Origin of the sequence: Polaromonas sp. AER18D-145 (assembly GCF_002379095.1) — a bacterium.
Classification (GTDB): domain Bacteria; phylum Pseudomonadota; class Gammaproteobacteria; order Burkholderiales; family Burkholderiaceae_C; genus Polaromonas.
This window is the reverse complement of the sequence record NZ_NBZV01000015.1, coordinates 56,504-71,897: the sequence shown is the minus strand read 5'-3', so window position 1 is coordinate 71,897 and position 15,394 is coordinate 56,504. Positions and strand designations below refer to the sequence as shown.

General features: G+C 63.9%; 17 protein-coding genes. 7 read left to right on the top strand and 10 right to left on the bottom strand.

The annotated features are described in order from the left end of the window. The first annotated feature begins 1 nt into the window (after nt 1). From B7G52_RS09930 to xth, 7 genes are read left to right on the top strand one after another with little or no spacing between them, the layout of a single operon-like run. Nucleotides 2–1,489, top strand: coding sequence for an FAD-binding oxidoreductase (locus B7G52_RS09930; RefSeq protein WP_096697444.1), 1,488 nt, complete (start codon nt 2–4; stop codon nt 1,487–1,489). A gap of 27 nt (nt 1,490–1,516) precedes the next feature. Next, nucleotides 1,517–1,756 (top strand): type II toxin-antitoxin system CcdA family antitoxin, encoded by a 240-nt coding sequence (locus B7G52_RS09925; RefSeq protein WP_096664768.1) that lies wholly within the window; start codon nt 1,517–1,519, stop codon nt 1,754–1,756. A gap of 2 nt (nt 1,757–1,758) precedes the next feature. Beyond that, nucleotides 1,759–2,073, top strand: a complete 315-nt coding sequence (locus B7G52_RS09920) for a CcdB family protein (RefSeq protein WP_096697443.1) — start codon at nt 1,759–1,761, stop codon at nt 2,071–2,073. A gap of 1 nt (nt 2,074) precedes the next feature. Next, a complete protein-coding gene (locus B7G52_RS09915; RefSeq protein WP_170954733.1) occupies nt 2,075–2,908 on the top strand; it encodes a thymidylate synthase in 834 nt (277 codons plus the stop codon). 25 nt (nt 2,909–2,933) lie between these two features. Then, entirely contained in the window at nt 2,934–3,431 is a 498-nt protein-coding gene (locus B7G52_RS09910; protein WP_096697441.1) for a dihydrofolate reductase, read from the top strand. A gap of 1 nt (nt 3,432) precedes the next feature. Then, nucleotides 3,433–4,017 carry a DUF4337 domain-containing protein gene (locus B7G52_RS09905; protein WP_096697440.1) on the top strand — a complete coding sequence of 195 codons (585 nt, stop codon included), beginning with the start codon at nt 3,433–3,435 and terminating at the stop codon, nt 4,015–4,017. 43 nt (nt 4,018–4,060) lie between these two features. Further along, a complete protein-coding gene (xth, locus tag B7G52_RS09900; protein WP_096697439.1) occupies nt 4,061–4,852 on the top strand; it encodes an exodeoxyribonuclease III in 792 nt (263 codons plus the stop codon). A 41-nt stretch (nt 4,853–4,893) separates the two neighbouring features. Here xth and B7G52_RS09895 read toward each other — a convergent pair whose 3' ends face one another. The 10 genes from B7G52_RS09895 to B7G52_RS09850 form a co-directional block, all read right to left on the bottom strand. Then, the gene (locus B7G52_RS09895) at nt 4,894–5,157 is read right to left on the bottom strand and encodes an HNH endonuclease (protein WP_096697438.1); all 264 of its coding nucleotides are present in this window, start codon (nt 5,155–5,157) and stop codon (nt 4,894–4,896) included. 228 nt (nt 5,158–5,385) lie between these two features. Continuing rightward, on the bottom strand, nt 5,386–6,930 hold the full coding sequence (ntrC, locus tag B7G52_RS09890) for a nitrogen regulation protein NR(I) (RefSeq protein WP_096697437.1): 1,545 nt from the start codon (nt 6,928–6,930) through the stop codon (nt 5,386–5,388). Between the two features lie 48 nt (nt 6,931–6,978). Then, nucleotides 6,979–8,079, bottom strand: a complete 1,101-nt coding sequence (glnL, locus tag B7G52_RS09885) for a nitrogen regulation protein NR(II) (RefSeq protein WP_096697436.1) — start codon at nt 8,077–8,079, stop codon at nt 6,979–6,981. A gap of 16 nt (nt 8,080–8,095) precedes the next feature. Then, nucleotides 8,096–8,617 carry a hypothetical protein gene (locus tag B7G52_RS09880; protein ID WP_096697435.1) on the bottom strand — a complete coding sequence of 174 codons (522 nt, stop codon included), beginning with the start codon at nt 8,615–8,617 and terminating at the stop codon, nt 8,096–8,098. A 148-nt stretch (nt 8,618–8,765) separates the two neighbouring features. After that, entirely contained in the window at nt 8,766–10,181 is a 1,416-nt protein-coding gene (glnA, locus tag B7G52_RS09875; protein ID WP_096697434.1) for a type I glutamate--ammonia ligase, read from the bottom strand. Between the two features lie 235 nt (nt 10,182–10,416). Continuing rightward, nucleotides 10,417–11,349, bottom strand: coding sequence for a molybdopterin-binding protein (locus B7G52_RS09870; RefSeq protein WP_096697464.1), 933 nt, complete (start codon nt 11,347–11,349; stop codon nt 10,417–10,419). A 16-nt stretch (nt 11,350–11,365) separates the two neighbouring features. Next, the gene (locus B7G52_RS09865; protein WP_096697433.1) at nt 11,366–12,292 is read right to left on the bottom strand and encodes an EI24 domain-containing protein; all 927 of its coding nucleotides are present in this window, start codon (nt 12,290–12,292) and stop codon (nt 11,366–11,368) included. A 37-nt stretch (nt 12,293–12,329) separates the two neighbouring features. Beyond that, nucleotides 12,330–13,298 (bottom strand): sterol desaturase family protein, encoded by a 969-nt coding sequence (locus B7G52_RS09860; protein ID WP_170954732.1) that lies wholly within the window; start codon nt 13,296–13,298, stop codon nt 12,330–12,332. Between the two features lie 4 nt (nt 13,299–13,302). Beyond that, nucleotides 13,303–14,133, bottom strand: coding sequence for a polysaccharide deacetylase family protein (locus tag B7G52_RS09855; RefSeq protein ID WP_096697432.1), 831 nt, complete (start codon nt 14,131–14,133; stop codon nt 13,303–13,305). A gap of 229 nt (nt 14,134–14,362) precedes the next feature. Beyond that, nucleotides 14,363–15,358 (bottom strand): YncE family protein, encoded by a 996-nt coding sequence (locus tag B7G52_RS09850; protein WP_371329008.1) that lies wholly within the window; start codon nt 15,356–15,358, stop codon nt 14,363–14,365. Nucleotides 15,359–15,394 lie beyond the last annotated feature (36 nt).

Here is a 15,394-nt window from a genome sequence, read left to right as displayed (position 1 = left end):
TATGGACAAGATTCTCGATGCCTTGCGCGCCATCGTCGGCGACGCCCACGTGCTGACCGGGGGCGACCTCTCGGCCTGGGAGCTGGACTGGCGCAAACGCGCGCGCGGCAAGGCACTGGCCGTGGTCCGCCCCGCCAATACGGCGCAGGTGGCGGCCGTCGTCCGGGCCTGCGCCGCGGCCGGCGTGTCCATGGTGCCGCAGGGCGGCAACACCGGCCTGGTCGGCGGCTCGACGCCCGACGCCTCCGGCCGCCAGCTCGTGCTGAGCCTGCAGCGCATGAACGCGGTGCGCGCCATCGACAGCGCCAACCTGACCATGACGGTCGAGGCCGGCTGCATTTTGCAGACCCTGCAGGAAACCGCCGAAAAAGCCGGCTTCCTGTTTCCGCTGAGCCTGGCCGCCGAGGGCAGCTGCACGATTGGCGGCAACCTGGGCAGCAACGCCGGCGGCACGCAGGTCGTGCGTTACGGCAACACGCGCGACCTCTGTCTCGGGCTGGAAGTCGTCACCGCGCAGGGCGAGGTCTGGGAAGGCCTGTCCGGCCTGCGCAAGGACAATACCGGCTACGACCTGCGCGACCTGTTCATCGGCAGCGAAGGCACGCTGGGCATCATCACGGCCGCGACCATGAAGCTCTACCCCATGCCGGCCGCGCAGCTCACCGCCTGGGCGGCCGTGCCGTCGATGGATGCCGCCGTCACCCTGCTCGGGCTGGCGCACCGCCACCTGGGCGCGGGCCTGACCGGGTTCGAGGTCATGGGCCAGTTTGCGCTGGGCCTGGTGGCCAAACACTTTCCGCAACAACGCATACCGTTCACCGATGACGCATCGGCGCAGGGCCGCCCCAAGCCGGATGCAGCCCCCTCGGGGGGCAGCGAACCACACGAAGTGGGGAGCGTGGGGGCTTATTTTGTGTTGCTGGAAAACTCCGACCACGAGTCGGAAAGCCATGCGCGCGAGCAGTTCGAACGCCTGCTGGAAACCGCCATGGAAGAAGGCTGCGTCACCGATGCCGTGGTCGCGGAAAACCTGCAGCAGGCGCACCAGCTCTGGCACGTGCGCGAAAGCATTCCGCTGGCGCAGGCCGAGGAAGGCCTGAACATCAAACACGACATCTCGGTGCCGGTCTCGCTGATCCCCGAGTTTGTGCGCGTCACCGACCAGTTGCTCGCAACGGCCATCCCGGGCGTGCGCCTCGTCAACTTCGGCCACCTCGGCGACGGCAACCTGCACTACAACGTGCAGGCCCCGGCCGAAGGCGACGCGGCCGCGTTTCTGCGCGACCAGGAAGAAAACGTCAACGCCCTGGTCTACGACTCGGTGCAGGCTTTCGGCGGCTCGATCTCGGCCGAACACGGCGTCGGCAGCCTCAAACTCGACAAGCTCGAAAAGCACAAATCGCCGGTGGCCCTTAGCCTGATGCGGGCCATCAAGCGGGGCCTGGATCCCGAAAACCTGATGAACCCCGGGCGGGTGCTGCGCATATAATATGCGCATGATTCATGGAGATGCGCCATGCTGAAATTTGACAACGCGGCCAAAAAGGCCACCAACCTTTCGCTCAACGCCAAGGTGCTGGAAATGGCGCGCGAGATGGGCATGAATGTTTCCCAGACCGTTGACACGTTGCTGGCCGCCGAGGTGCGACGCCGTTACTGGGAGCAATGGAACGAGGAAAACCGGGAGGCCGTCGCGGAGTACAACGCACGCATCGCCAGGGAAGGCCTGCCGCTGGCGAACTACCGGACCTTCTAGCGATGGCACGTTACGATGTTTATGCCAACCCCGATGCCACGCTGCGCAAGATCGCGCCCTTTCTGCTGGATGTCCAGAACGATTACATCAACAGTCTGGATTCACGCGTTGTCATCCCCATGCGTCCAGCCGCGCTGTACCCGCATCCCATGCGTGACTTGAACCCCGTATTCGAAGTCGACGGTAAAGTGGTGGTGCTGGACACCGCCGCCCTCGCCGCGTTTCCGGCGCGGGAATTGAAAAAGCGCGTTACCGGTCTGCAAGACCAGAGTGAACTCATCGTTGCCGCCATGGACTGCCTTTTTGGAGCTTATTAACGTGTCGCCCCGCCCTATCCGCTCCCAGTACGAACATTTCATGCGCCATGTGGACACCCACGGCGTGTTCAAGGCCGACCGCACCGGCACCGGCACCAAGAGCGTGTTCGGCTACCAGATGCGTTTTGACCTCAACGAAGGCTTCCCGCTGGTGACCACCAAGAAGGTCCACCTCAAGTCCATCGTTCACGAGTTGCTGTGGTTTCTGCAGGGCTCGAGCGACAACAACTGGCTCAAGGAACGCGGCGTGACCATCTGGGACGAGTGGGCACGCGAGGACGGCAGCCTGGGCCCGGTCTACGGCGTGCAGTGGCGCAGCTGGCCCACGCCGGACGGCGGTCACATCGACCAGATCGCCGAAGTCATCCAGACCCTCAAAACCAACCCCGACTCGCGCCGCATCATCGTCAGCGCCTGGAATGTGGCCGACCTGTCGAAGATGGCGCTGATGCCCTGCCATGCGTTTTTCCAGTTTTACGTGGCCCCGGCCACCGAGCCGGGCGGCAAGGGCAAGCTCAGCTGCCAGCTCTACCAGCGCAGCGCCGACATTTTCCTGGGCGTGCCCTTCAACATCGCCAGCTACGCCCTGCTCACCCACATGGTGGCGCAGCAGTGCGACCTCGACGTCGGCGATTTCATCTGGACCGGCGGCGACTGCCACATCTACAGCAACCACGCCGATCAGGTGGCACTGCAACTGAGCCGCGCGCCCTTCCCCTACCCGACGCTCAATATCAAGCGCAAGCCCGCTTCGATCTTCGATTACGAGTTCGACGACTTCGAGTTCCTCGAGTACGAACACCATCCGGCGATCAAGGCGCCGGTGGCGGTTTAGTCTGCGGCAGCGCCTGACGCCCGACATGCCCCGCATCAACCTCATCTACGCCCGCGCGGCCAATGGCGTCATCGGCAAGGACGGCGCCATGCCCTGGCATCTGCCGGAAGACCTGGCGCACTTCAAGCAGCTCACCCAGGGCTGCCCGGTCCTCATGGGCCGCAAGACCTGGGACTCGCTGCCGCCGAAATTCCGCCCGCTGCCGGGGCGGACCAACATCGTGATCACGCGGCAAGCGGACTGGCAGGCCGAAGGCGCGCAGCGCGCCGGCAGCCTTGAAGCCGCCCTGCAGCTGGCCGGCGCTGCATCTGAGGTCTGGGTCATCGGTGGTGCGCAGATTTATGCGCAGGCCGAGCCGCTGGCCAGCCGCGCCGAGGTCACCGAGATTGCGCAGGACTTTGCAGGGGATGCCCTGGCGCCGGAGCTGGGCCCGGCATGGGTGGAAACCGCCAGAGATGACCACACATCGTCGAACGGCCTGAAGTTCAGTTTCATCACTTACAACAAACACAGGAAGACTTGATATGTCAGGAGCAGGATTTCACGTACATGGACCGCACGACCACGAACTGGAGCACGCCGCGCAGGGCGGGCACGACAAAGGCGGCGGCATGATCGCGCAGATCGCCGTGGTGACGGCCATCATTGCCACCGTCGGTGCCATTTTTTCCTACATGGGCGGGGCCACCCAGGCCAACGCAGGCCTGTATAAAAACAACGCAGCGATCAAGAAGACCGAAGCGTCGAACCAATGGAATTACTTTCAGTCCAAAAGTACCAAGCAGTCACTGGCCGAATTTGCGCGCGACCTGGCGCCTGACGACAAGAAGGTCACCTACCAGGGCAAGATCGACCGCTACGAAACCGAGAAGAACGAGATCAAGGCGGTCGCCGAAAAACTCGAATCCGAGGCGACAGCCTGGGACAAGTCGTCCGACGAACAAATGCACCTCCATCACCGCTGGGCGCAGGCGACCACCGTGCTGCAGGTGTCGATTGCCCTGGCGGCGATTGCCCTGCTGACGCGCAAGAAGTGGCTGGAGTACGGCATGTTCGCACTCGCCGGCGTGGGCCTGCTGGTAGGCGCCCTGGCATTGCTTCATATTTGATAGCAACTCACGCCCGTATTCAAAGGGCCGGGGCACAAAAATCATGAAAATCGCGACCTGGAATGTCAACTCGCTGGCGGTGCGTCTGCCGCAGGTGCTCGACTGGCTGGCCGCCAACCCCGTCGATGCCTTGTGCCTGCAGGAACTCAAGCTCAGCGACGACAAGTTTCCGCTGGAGGCTTTGGCGGCTGCCGGTTACCAGTGCGCCGTCTTCGGGCAGAAGACCTACAACGGTGTGGCCATCCTGAGCCGCACGCCACCGCGCGACATCGTCAAGAACATCAACGGGTTCAGCGACGAGCAGTCGCGCGTGGTTGCCGCGACGCTGGACACGCCGCAGGGCGAGTTGCGGCTGGTCAACGGTTATTTCGTCAACGGCCAGGCGCCGGGCACCGACAAGTTCGAGTACAAGCTGCGCTGGCTGGACGGCCTGCGCACCTGGCTCAAGGCAGAACTCGCGGCCCACCCCAGGCTGGTGGTGGTGGGTGACTTCAACATCACGATGGACGACCGCGACACCTATGACGCCGAGGGCCTGCGCGAAACCATCCACCACACGACCGAAGAGCGCGAGCACCTGAAAGGGCTGCTGGGACTTGGCCTGCACGATGCTTTCCGCCTGTTCGAGCAGCCAGAGAAAAGTTACTCGTGGTGGGACTACCGCGAGTTCGCCTTCCGCCGCAACCGCGGCCTGCGCATTGACTACATCCTGGTCAGCGACACGCTCAAACCCTCCGTGAAGAGCTGCGTGATCGACAAGCTGCCGCGCAAAAACGAACGCCCCAGCGACCACGTGCCGGTGATCGCCGAGTTCGATTTGCTATCCAAAGCGTAGCTGCCTGCGCCCGCCATTAAAGGGGCGCAGCCAGTTTTGAGCTACAAGCGGCGCTGCACCTGCCCGGGTGACTGCGCCGATTCGGCCACCTTCCCCAGCGCATGCCGCTGGCCGTTGCAGACCTCGTGGCTGATGGCGAGGTTCTCCGCATGGCTGTTGCCGCCTTCGCTCACGGGGCGGATGTGCTCCAGCGTGGCGGCCGCCGGCAACACATGTTCACCGCAGACCCAGCAGGGCACCTGGCCATGCAGCTGGCGCGCCACGGTTTTGTAGATCTTGTCGCGGGTCAGGGATAAACGGCTCATGGCTGGACTTTAAATCAGAGCGACACGGTCCACGCGGGATCTACATTCAAGCAGCGTCTCCCTCAGGGGGGCATCCTTCGACAAGCTCAGGACGAACGGATAAATAGCGACGCCTGCGGAGGCATCTCTTTTCAAGCAGGGGCCGCGGGTCCGGCTTTGCCGGCCCGCAGGCGCAGCGCCCCCTCGGGGGGCAGCGCAGTACGCGAAGCGACAAGCGTGGGGGCTCCATCACTCCAGATTGAGCTCCTGGATCTTGCGCGTGATGGTGTTGCGGCCTATGCCCAGCTTCTGCGCGGCTTCGATGCGGCGGCCGCGCGTGTTGAGCAGCGCCGTCTGGATCAGCTTCGACTCGAAGCGCCGGGTCAGCACATCCCACACGTCGCTGCGCCCGGTCGCCAGCAAGGCCATGGCTTCGGCCTCGAGCCCGCTTTCCCAGCTGCTGCCGTTGGCAGCCATGGGTTGGCTGCCCGCCTCTGCGGGCGGCACCGCGGCGCCGGCATGCGCAACGTCAGGCGCGGCGGCCCGCGGCAACTCCGCCGGCATGGACGAAGGCCGCTGCGGCGCCGAGCCGCCTTCGACGGGCACCGGCGCCCTGCCCGGTTCGGGCGCGGCCCCCAGTACTTCTGGCGGCAGGTCCTTGGCTTCGATGACTTGGGCCGGCGCCATCACGGTCAGCCAGTGGCAGATGTTCTCGAGCTGGCGCACATTGCCGGGAAAACTGAAGGTGCTCAGTTGCTGCAGAGCCGCATCGGAAATGCGCTTGGGCTCCACGCCGAGCTGCTTGGCGCTTTGCTGCAGGAAGTGGCGCGTCAGCATGAAGACGTCTTCGCGCCGCTCGCGCAGCGCCGGCAGGCGCAGGCGGATCACGTTGAGGCGGTGGAACAGATCTTCCCGGAAACCGCCTTCCTTGACGCGCTGCTCCAGGTCCTGGTGCGTCGCGGCAATCACGCGCACATTGGTCTTGACGGCGTTGTGGCCGCCGACGCGGTAGAAGTTACCGTCGGAGAGCACGCGCAGCAGCCGCGTTTGCAGGTCAAACGGCATATCGCCGATTTCGTCGAGGAACAGCGTGCCACCGTCGGCCTGCTCGAAGCGGCCGCGGCGCATGGTCTGCGCGCCGGTGAAGGCACCGCGCTCATGGCCGAACAGTTCGGACTCGAGCAGGTCTTTCGGGATGGCGGCCGTGTTGATGGCCACAAAAGGCCCGTTGGCGCGCGGTGAATGTTTGTGCAGCGCACGCGCCACCAGTTCCTTGCCGGAACCGGACTCGCCGGTGATCATCACCGTCACCATGCTCTGGCTCAGGCGGCCAATCGCGCGGAACACGTCCTGCATGGCGGGCGCCTGGCCCAGCATTTCGGGCGTGGCGGCCATGCGTTCTTCGGCCACCTCCTCGCGCTGGCTTTCTTCCACCGCGCGGCGGATCAGCTCGACCGCCTTGGGCAGATCGAACGGTTTGGGCAGGTATTCGAAAGCCCCGCCCTGGAAGGCCGACACGGCGCTGTCCAGGTCGGAAAAGGCCGTCATGATGATGACCGGCAGGCCGGGCAGTTTTTCCTTGACCTTCTCAAGCAGGTCCAGCCCCGAGCCGCCTGGCATGCGGATATCGCTGACCAGGATCTGCGGGCCGTCTTCTTCTGTCGCACTTTCCAGCGCGCTGAGCACCTCGCGCGGGTTGGTGAAACTGCGCGTCGGCAGGCCTTCACGCAGCAAGGCTTTTTCCAGCACAAACCGGATGGACTGGTCGTCGTCCACAATCCAGATCGGTTTCATGTTCTCGTCCCTTTGGTACTACCGGTTATCTGTCAAAGACAACGGATGTCAAGGCAGAGGTATCAGCAACTTGAAATCCGTGCGGCCGGGGACGCTCTCGCACTCAATCAAGCCGTGGTGTTGCTGAACAAAGGTTTGCGCCAATGTCAGCCCCAGTCCGGAACCGCCTTCGCGCCCCGAGATCAGGGGATAGAAGATACGGTCCTTGATGGAGTCCGGAACACCCGGTCCATTGTCGATAACATGCAATTCCAGTGCCAAGCGATAGCGCTGCTTGCCAAAAGTTACTTGTCGGGCAATCCTTGTCCTGAAAGTGATCTGCGCATCCCCCGCGGCAACACGCTCGGCGAGCGCCTGTGCGGCGTTGTGCGCGATGTTGAGCACCGCCTGGATCAGCTGCTCACGGTCACCGCGAAAGTCGGGAATCGAGATGTCGTAGTCGCGCATGACGCGCAGACCCCGCGGAAACTCCGCCAGGATCAGAGAGCGAACCCGTTCGCACACCTCGTGGATGTTGACGTCGCCCACCAGGTGCGGCCGGCGGTGCGGTGCCAGCAACCGGTCCACCAGGGACTGCAGGCGGTCGGCCTCGTGGATGATGACCTGGGTGTACTCGGTCAGCTCCTTGGACTCGATCTCCATCTGCAGCAGTTGCGCCGCGCCCCGAATGCCGCCCAGCGGGTTCTTGATCTCGTGCGCCAGGTTGCGAATCAGCTCCTTGTTGGCCTGCGCCTGGTCGATCAGGCGCTCCTCGCGGTCCTGCTTGGCCTGCTGCTCGAGCGGCAGCAACTCCACGATGGCCTCGCCCGGTGTGTCGGTCTGCGCCACCACCACATGCACGGGCATGGGTTCGCGGTTCAGCGGTTTGAGCCAGGCGTCGTAACGCAGCGCGGCAAATTCATTGCTGCCCGCGCCTTCAAGTGCGTTGTGCAGGATGGCCGGCTCGGTGAAGCAGTCGGGGAGCTGGGAGCCTTCGATGGTGCGGCGCGAGGTGCCCAGCGCGTCTTCGAGCGCCGCGTTGGCAAACACCACCACACCGTTGGTGCGCACCACGGCGACCAGGGTGGCCAGCAGGTCAAAGGACTGGAAACGGGGGATGGCCGGAGCGGCGGCGGGCGCGGAAAGAGTGGGCTTTTTCAAGCCTTCCATTCTGACGCAGAACGGGTTACTGACGGACGGTGTTTACCGGCAAACGGGAAATTTCACGCTTCAGGCCGGCGATGTCGCTCTCGTGGCGGGCGATGCTTTCCTTCATTTCAGCCACACGGTCCAGGTAGCGCTGGTAATTGCGCCCTTCGATGCCCTGCTTCTCCGGCTGGCCGTTGTTGTACTCTTTTTGCTGCTCGGCGAGCCGGAGCTCGGCCTTTTTGAGTTCGGACTCCAGGATGGCGCGTGTGTCGCTGTCCCGGGCGCGTTGCGCGTCGTTGCCAGCGGCAGGCGATGCCTGCGCCGCTGCAGCCACACGCACCGCAGCAGGCCGGCTCTGCGGCATGGTCTGGACCACCGTCACATTGCCGCCTTCAATCTGCCTACAGCCCCGCGACTGCGCATCCTTGGCGTTGTTGATGTATTCGGGCGCAGCGCCTTCCTTGCCGCCGCAGCGGTAGATGCGCTCCTGCGCAAGCGCAGCAGAGACACTGCCGGCGAGGAGAAGGGTCGAAATTGAAAGAAGTACTGTAGGTTTCATGCGTAACCCCAAGCGCCTGTTAGGGCAAGGACGGTCTGTCAGTATCACGCAAAGGTGTCAAAAAGCAAAATGGGCTACCAGATAACCATGCGGCCCAATAAAAAAGGACGGCTTTCGCCGTCCTTTTTTGACCACAGACTGTAAAAAATTACAGTGAGTAGTACATGTCGAACTCGATCGGGTGGGTGGCTTGGCGCAAACGCGTGACCTCGCCCATTTTCAGCTCGATGTAGGCGTCGATCATGGAATCGGTGAACACACCGCCCTTGGTCAGGAAGCTGCGGCCCACGTCGAGGCAGTCCAGCGCCTGGTCCAGGCTGTGGCACACGGTTGGCACTTTCGCATCTTCCTCGGGCGGCAGATGGTACAGGTCCTTGGTGGCGGCTTCGCCGGGATGGATCTTGTTTTCCACGCCATCGAGACCAGCCATCATCAGGGCCGAGAAGCCGAGGTAGGGGTTCATCAGTGGATCGGGGAAACGCGCCTCGATACGGCGGCCCTTGGGGTTGGCCACGTAAGGAATGCGGATCGATGCCGAGCGGTTTTTCGCCGAGTAGGCCAGCTTGACCGGCGCCTCGTAACCAGGCACCAGGCGCTTGTAGCTGTTGGTGCCGGGGTTGGTGATGGCGTTCAGCGCGCGTGCATGCTTGATGATGCCGCCGATGTAGTACAGCGCAAAGTCCGACAGGCCGGCGTAGCCGTCGCCGGCGAACAGGTTCTTGCCGTCTTTCCAGATCGACTGGTGCACGTGCATGCCGGAACCGTTGTCGCCAACGATGGGCTTGGGCATGAAGGTGGCGGTTTTGCCGTAGGCATTGGCCACGTTCTGCACCACGTACTTGAGGATCTGCGTCCAGTCGGCGCGCTGCACCAGCGTGCTGAACCTGGTGCCGATTTCGTTCTGGCCGGCGCCGGCCACTTCGTGGTGGAACACTTCAACCGGGATGCCCAGCGATTCGAGGATCAGGGACATCTCGGCGCGCATGTCCTGCGTGCTGTCGACCGGCGGCACCGGGAAATAGCCCCCCTTGACGGTGGGACGATGGCCGCGGTTGCCGCCTTCGAGTTTGGCGCCCGAATTCCAGGGGGCTTCGTACTCTTCGATCTTGAAGAAGGTGCCCGACATGTCGGTGTTCCAGCGCACGTCGTCGAAGATGAAAAATTCAGGCTCGGGGCCGAAATAGGCAGTGTCGCCCAGGCCAGACGCCTTGAGGTAGGCCTCGGCGCGCTGTGCGATGGAGCGCGGGTCGCGGTCATAGGCCTTGCCGTCGCTGGGTTCCAGCACGTCGCAGCTCATGAACAGCGTGGTTTCTTCGAAGAACGGGTCGATGTTGGCCGTCTTCGGGTCAGGCATCAACTGCATGTCGGAAGCTTCAATGCCTTTCCAGCCTGCAACAGAAGAGCCGTCAAAGGCATGGCCCGAAGTGAATTTGTCTTCGTCAAAGTGGGACACGGGCACGGTCACGTGCTGCTCTTTGCCCCGGGTGTCGGTAAAACGGAAGTCAACAAACTTGACTTCGTTTTCCTTGACCATTTTCATGACGTCTGCGACGGTCTTTGCCATCAGAATCTCCTGTTGCTGGATGGTGGTTAAAAAATTGTTTCGGCATGGTCGAATGCACTTTTTGTGCCAAACCTCCCTCGCGGGTGTTTGCCGGTGATTTAAAGCCAAGCCCCTGATTGTGCCGTCATCCGGCCCCCGTTTGGGCAGCACTGGACGCGCAAAAACGCAAAAGGAGCGAGAAAATTAACGCACCAAAAAAGTGCCAAGTAGAAATGCACTTTATCGGTGCAATTAATTAACGCACCAATTCGGGGCCAAGCTTGGCATTAAAAGTGTGCAGCCCCGCAAGCAGCGCCGGGTAGGCCGAGTTGACGGCATCGGGTGCGCCCTTGACGCCCAGCTCGATGTGCCGGCCGTACTCGGGGTGGTCCACGCTGGGCAAGCTGAACACCTTGACCCCGCTGTGGCGGGCCTCGATGTCGAGCATCAGCGGCGTCAACGCAGCCTCCATGGACCCCATCACAATCACCGACTTTTCCAGGTTGGCCAATTTTTGGTGCAAGCCGGCATAGTGCATGTCCAGCAGCCACGCCATCATCGGCCAGGCCATGACAGGAAAACCCGGCAGGAAATGGACGCCCCCACGGTCGCTCACTTCGAGCCTGCGGCCACTCCCTGCCCCTTTCACGTGTAAAGGGGCCGCTGCGCCTGCGGCCGGGCGAAGCCCGTTCCGCGGCCCCGGCTGGACTAAAGAATCCGCAAAGCAGCTGAAGCCGGGGATCTTGTTGTAGGGGTTGGGAATGATCTCAGCGCCTGCCGGAAACATGCCCATGTTCAGGCGGTGGATGTTGTCGTGCCGGTCCGGCTCATAGGGCACGCCCTGCTCCCTGGCGATGTCCTGCATGCGCTCCCGGATCAGGCGCTCGGCCTCGGGATGCAGCGCCAGCTCTACGCCCAGCGCCCGCGCAGCGCACTGGCGGGTGTGGTCGTCCGGTGTCGCGCCAATGCCACCGGTGCAGAAGACCACATCCCCCGTGGCGCGTGCGGCGGCGAAGGCGCGCGCCAGCGTGGCCGTGATGCGTTCGGGGTCGTCGCCCACGTAGTCGGCATAACTGAGCGGCAGGCCGCGCGCGGCCAGCAGTTCAATCACCTTGGGCAGGTGTTTGTCGGCGCGTTTGCCCGACAGGATTTCGTCACCGACGATGATGAGTCCGAAGTGTGTGGTCATGGAAAAACCAGAAAAGTCATGACAGGGAACCGGGCTGGCCGCCCGGCGCCTCGAGTGTCGGCGCAGGCCCAGCGGGGCCTGCGGGCAGGACGCCATCCGCTATCGTTTCAATAGCATCCTGCGCAAGGGGATCGGGGACCAGGGCATTGTTCTGCTTGCGAAGCTGCTCCAGCGCCGCGAGGCAGTAATGGGAAAACCAGAGGGATGAAAAAGCAAACACCAGGGTGTAGATCCAGATCGCCACCGGCACCAGGATGGGCGCCATGGCGACAAACATCGCGCCCGAGGCCCAGATCAGGCTGGGTGCGGCGCCCAGGTAGCCACTGAGCACGCCGATGCCGAGCAGGCTGCCGCGGTGGAGGCGAAAGATCTCGCGCCGCTCTTCGGCACTCGCATGGTCGACCAGCGCGTCGTAGGCCATCACGCGGTAGGTCAGCCAGCCCCAGATCAGCGGCGGCAGGATCAGTATCAGCGGCGGGACCAGCCACAGCGGCATCGAGACGACCAGCGCGATGGCCGCCAGCAGGGTGGAGCTGAGCGACCAGAACAGGCTGGCCACAAGCGAGCCGCCCTTCTTCCGCTCCAGCAGCGGGAAGCGGCGCTCGGCCACCAGCGCCACCATGGCCGGCGTCATCAGCATCGCGACAAACAGCAGCGCGGCAATCACAATCACGGGGATGGCCATGAAAAGCAGCAGCGCCGGCGCCAGCACCACCCGCAGGTTGCCCAGCCCCAGGCCCTCGAGCCAGCGCACCATGGTGCTCAGCAGCTCATAACTTTCCAGGCCACTGCGCACGGCGGCCAGGGCGTCTTCCCAGAAAAAATAACCGAGCCCGAGTGAGATGACGACCATGATGATCAGCGGCAAGAACGACAGCGCAATCACCCGGGGGTGCAGGCAGTACATGGTTGCGCGCCAGAACGAATCAAGAAGCTTGTTCATGGCCTGAGGATAACCCGCCACGGTGACTGCTGCGGCTTCAGGCCAGTCCCACCAGCCGTTTGAGCCCCAGCCACTGCTGCGACCAGAAACCGCGGCCGTAATCGCGCGACTGCTCGACCTGGTCGCGTACGCCGGTCGGGTCGTAACGATGCTCGAAGTTGGCGGTGCCGAAAAACACGTCCCAGCAGGGCAGCAAGACTCCGAAGTTGTGGCCCCTGGCCGTGTTGTTGCCCGCCGGCTCATGGCCGATGCCTATGCTGTGGTGCATCCGGTGGAAACGCGGGCTGACCCACAGGCGCTCGCCCACCTGCCCGAACCAGAGCCGCACATTGGCATGCTGCAGGCTTTCGCTGAGCTGGGTCAGCGCGACGATGGCGATGAACTGCCCGGGCGCCACACCGATCAGCTGCGCGGCCAGCACCAGCAGGCAGTCGACCGCGATGTCGTCGAGCAGGTGGTTGCGGTTGTCGCTCCACATCGTCATCTGGCGCTGCGCGTGGTGCAGCGAGTGCAGGCGCCACCAGACATCCAGTTGGTGCTGGCCGCGGTGAATCCAGTAGCCCAGCAAGTCAAACGCCACCAGGTAGATCAGGAAGCTGGCCACCGCGCCATCGGTGACGCCGGGCCAGAGCTGGTCGAGGTGAGAAGTGCCGTAGCCGGCGGTGCGCAGGACACCAAACAGGTCGTCAAACACCGGCTCCAGCGTCAAAAACAAGGCGATGCGGAACAGGCCCAGCCGGTGGATCAGGGTGTAGAGGATGTCGGTGCGGATGGCTGCGTGGTCCTGCACCGGCTCGACCGGGCGCCAGCGCTGCAGCGGGCCAAACACCACCAGCAGCACCAGGATCTGGATGACACCGACCAGGAGCCAGGCCGTCCCCAGGAAGGCGTCCTCCAGCAGGTTGGCCAGGCCCAGCGCGAACAGGGCCGGCTGCACCACAGCCTCGAACAGCCATTGCTGCACGGCAGAAAAGCCGTTGCCCACCGCGTTGATCAAGCTGTCCATGGTGCTATTTTGCCGCGGGCGCCGTCACGGGCCGGCTGACAGCAACCCAGGCCTTGTAGCGCGGGTGCTCGCGCAGCGTCGCAAAACAGAAGCCGCGCTCTTTCAGCCCGACGATCAGCGGCTCCAGCACGGCGGGCGCCCAGGGGTCCTGGCGCGACCAGATGCCGAGGTGGGCCAGCAGGATGTCGCCCGGCCGGATATCGCGCAATGCCTTTTTCAGCAGCAGGTCGTTGGGGTATTGGCCGCTGGGCAATTCGTCGCCCAGAAAGCCGGCGGGCGACCAGCCCACATGCTCATAACCGCAGGCCTTGGCCGCCGCCATCAAGGCCGGCGAGGTCTTGCCGCCCGGCGCCCGGAACAGCGGTAGCGGCTTCCTGCCGGTGATGGCCTCCAGCCGCGCGCCGGCACGGCCGATCTCTTCGCAGTACTGCGCAGCCGTCCAGGTGAACTCCCGGCCTTCGGACGGGCCGGCCGACGGTTTGATCCGGAACTGCGTCGGCCCGCCCGTCGCCGGCCGCAGGTCGGCGCGCCAGTAGCTGTGGTCCCAGGTGTGGGAGGCGAATTCGTGGCCTTCGGCGGCGCGCGCCTTCCACCAGGGCGCCCAGGCCGCTCCCAGGCTGCCGTCCCCGGTTTTTGTGCGCTCGTTGGCGGCAAAAAAAGTGACCTTGACCTGGTGTTTGGCAAGGATGTCCGCGATCAGCGGCGCCACGTCCATGTGACCCGTGTCCAGCGTGAGGTACAGCGGCTTTCCGGGCTTTCCTTGCACATCAAAACAGCCTTCAGCCCATGCCGAACGGGCGCCAGAAGCTATAAAAAACGTAGCAGTCAACAGCATAACGAACGGCCGCAGAGCCCTCCCCTTCAAGCCGGGGCCGCGGAACCGGCCTTGGCCTGTCCTGAGCTTGCCGAAGGGCCGGGCCGCAGGCGCAGCGGCCCCCGAGGGGCTGGAGCCTGCGGCTCCAAAGCTGCCTGCGCAGCCTTGGACAGGCGACAGAGGCGAAGCCTCCGGCGAGCCGCGGCCTGCAAGGCCTCGGGAGCTACACGAAGTGAGCAACCGTGGGGGCCTATCTAGGCGCGTGATCCAGCGTCCAGACGCCATGGGGACTCTTTCCAACATTGACCTGGCGCACCACCTTGCGGCTGGCCATGTCGATCACCGTGAGTTTGCGCGCCCAGCGCGAGGTGACATAAATGAATTTTCCGTCACGCGAGACATCCATGCAGTCGGGTCCGCCAGGCGCCGGGTAAACGTCCACCACGGCCATGGTCTGCAGGTCGATCTTGCTGATGGTGTTGCCCACCCGGTTGCTGACCAGCACATGGCGGCCGTCGCCCAGCGCGCGAAAGGCATGGGCACCCGCGCCGGTCTTGATGCTGCGGCTGCGCTGCGGCTGCTTGCCGCTGACGTCGTAAACCTCGACCGCGTCGCTGCCGGTTAGTCCGACCAGCAGGAATTTGTCATCGGGCGTGCCGAACACGTCGGCGGGCGTCAGGCCCGTCGGCGTGCGCCACTTGATGGTCTGGGTGCCCAGGTCGATCGCGATCAGCTCGTCGCTGTCCTGCATCGACGAATACACCGTGGTGCTTTTGCTGTCTATCCACAAATGGCTGGGCGTCTTGCTGGTGGGGACACGCTTGACCAGCGTGACATCGGTGCCGTCCCAGCGGTAGATGTCGATGTGGTTGAGCCGGTTGGCCGCCGTGACAAACCACTTCATGTCGGGCGAAAAGCGCAGGTGGTAGGGATCGATGATGCCGCGCACCACGCGCTGGACCTCGGCGGTCCGGGGGTCGATGAAGGTCAGCGTGTCCGAGAGCGCGTTGGCCACGATCACCGACTTCTCGTCAGGTGTGAGGTACAGGTGGTGCGGCTGCTTGCCGGTGGGGATGCGCCGGGTTTCCGTCCAGTCGGCCGGATTGATGACGCTGACGCTGTCACTGAGCGAATTGAGCACCAGCAGGGGCATGGTCTGCGTCTGCGTCTGGGCCTGGGCCGGAACAGCGGCTGCGCCCAGGCAGGTGCACAGGACGGCGGCAAACAAACGGAGGGGGAAATTCACGCAATGGCTTTCTTCGGACAACCGGGAAGTTTACCG

Excerpts from the sequence above, each read along its gene's own strand:
- B7G52_RS09860 (WP_170954732.1), bottom strand. The coding sequence starts at position 13,298 with ATGGACAGCTTGATCAACGCGGTGGGCAACGGCTTTTCTGCCGTGCAG.
- glnL (WP_096697436.1), bottom strand. The coding sequence starts at position 8,079 with ATGGAAGGCTTGAAAAAGCCCACTCTTTCCGCGCCCGCCGCCGCTCCG.
- B7G52_RS09865 (WP_096697433.1), bottom strand. The coding sequence starts at position 12,292 with ATGAACAAGCTTCTTGATTCGTTCTGGCGCGCAACCATGTACTGCCTG.
- xth (WP_096697439.1), top strand. The coding sequence starts at position 4,061 with ATGAAAATCGCGACCTGGAATGTCAACTCGCTGGCGGTGCGTCTGCCG.
- B7G52_RS09920 (WP_096697443.1), top strand. The coding sequence starts at position 1,759 with ATGGCACGTTACGATGTTTATGCCAACCCCGATGCCACGCTGCGCAAG.
- glnA (WP_096697434.1), bottom strand. The coding sequence starts at position 10,181 with ATGGCAAAGACCGTCGCAGACGTCATGAAAATGGTCAAGGAAAACGAA.
- B7G52_RS09910 (WP_096697441.1), top strand. The coding sequence starts at position 2,934 with ATGCCCCGCATCAACCTCATCTACGCCCGCGCGGCCAATGGCGTCATC.
- B7G52_RS09870 (WP_096697464.1), bottom strand. The coding sequence starts at position 11,349 with ATGACCACACACTTCGGACTCATCATCGTCGGTGACGAAATCCTGTCG.
- B7G52_RS09855 (WP_096697432.1), bottom strand. The coding sequence starts at position 14,133 with ATGCTGTTGACTGCTACGTTTTTTATAGCTTCTGGCGCCCGTTCGGCA.
- B7G52_RS09880 (WP_096697435.1), bottom strand. The coding sequence starts at position 8,617 with ATGAAACCTACAGTACTTCTTTCAATTTCGACCCTTCTCCTCGCCGGC.
- ntrC (WP_096697437.1), bottom strand. The coding sequence starts at position 6,930 with ATGAAACCGATCTGGATTGTGGACGACGACCAGTCCATCCGGTTTGTG.
- B7G52_RS09905 (WP_096697440.1), top strand. The coding sequence starts at position 3,433 with ATGTCAGGAGCAGGATTTCACGTACATGGACCGCACGACCACGAACTG.
- B7G52_RS09930 (WP_096697444.1), top strand. The coding sequence starts at position 2 with ATGGACAAGATTCTCGATGCCTTGCGCGCCATCGTCGGCGACGCCCAC.
- B7G52_RS09895 (WP_096697438.1), bottom strand. The coding sequence starts at position 5,157 with ATGAGCCGTTTATCCCTGACCCGCGACAAGATCTACAAAACCGTGGCG.
- B7G52_RS09925 (WP_096664768.1), top strand. The coding sequence starts at position 1,517 with ATGCTGAAATTTGACAACGCGGCCAAAAAGGCCACCAACCTTTCGCTC.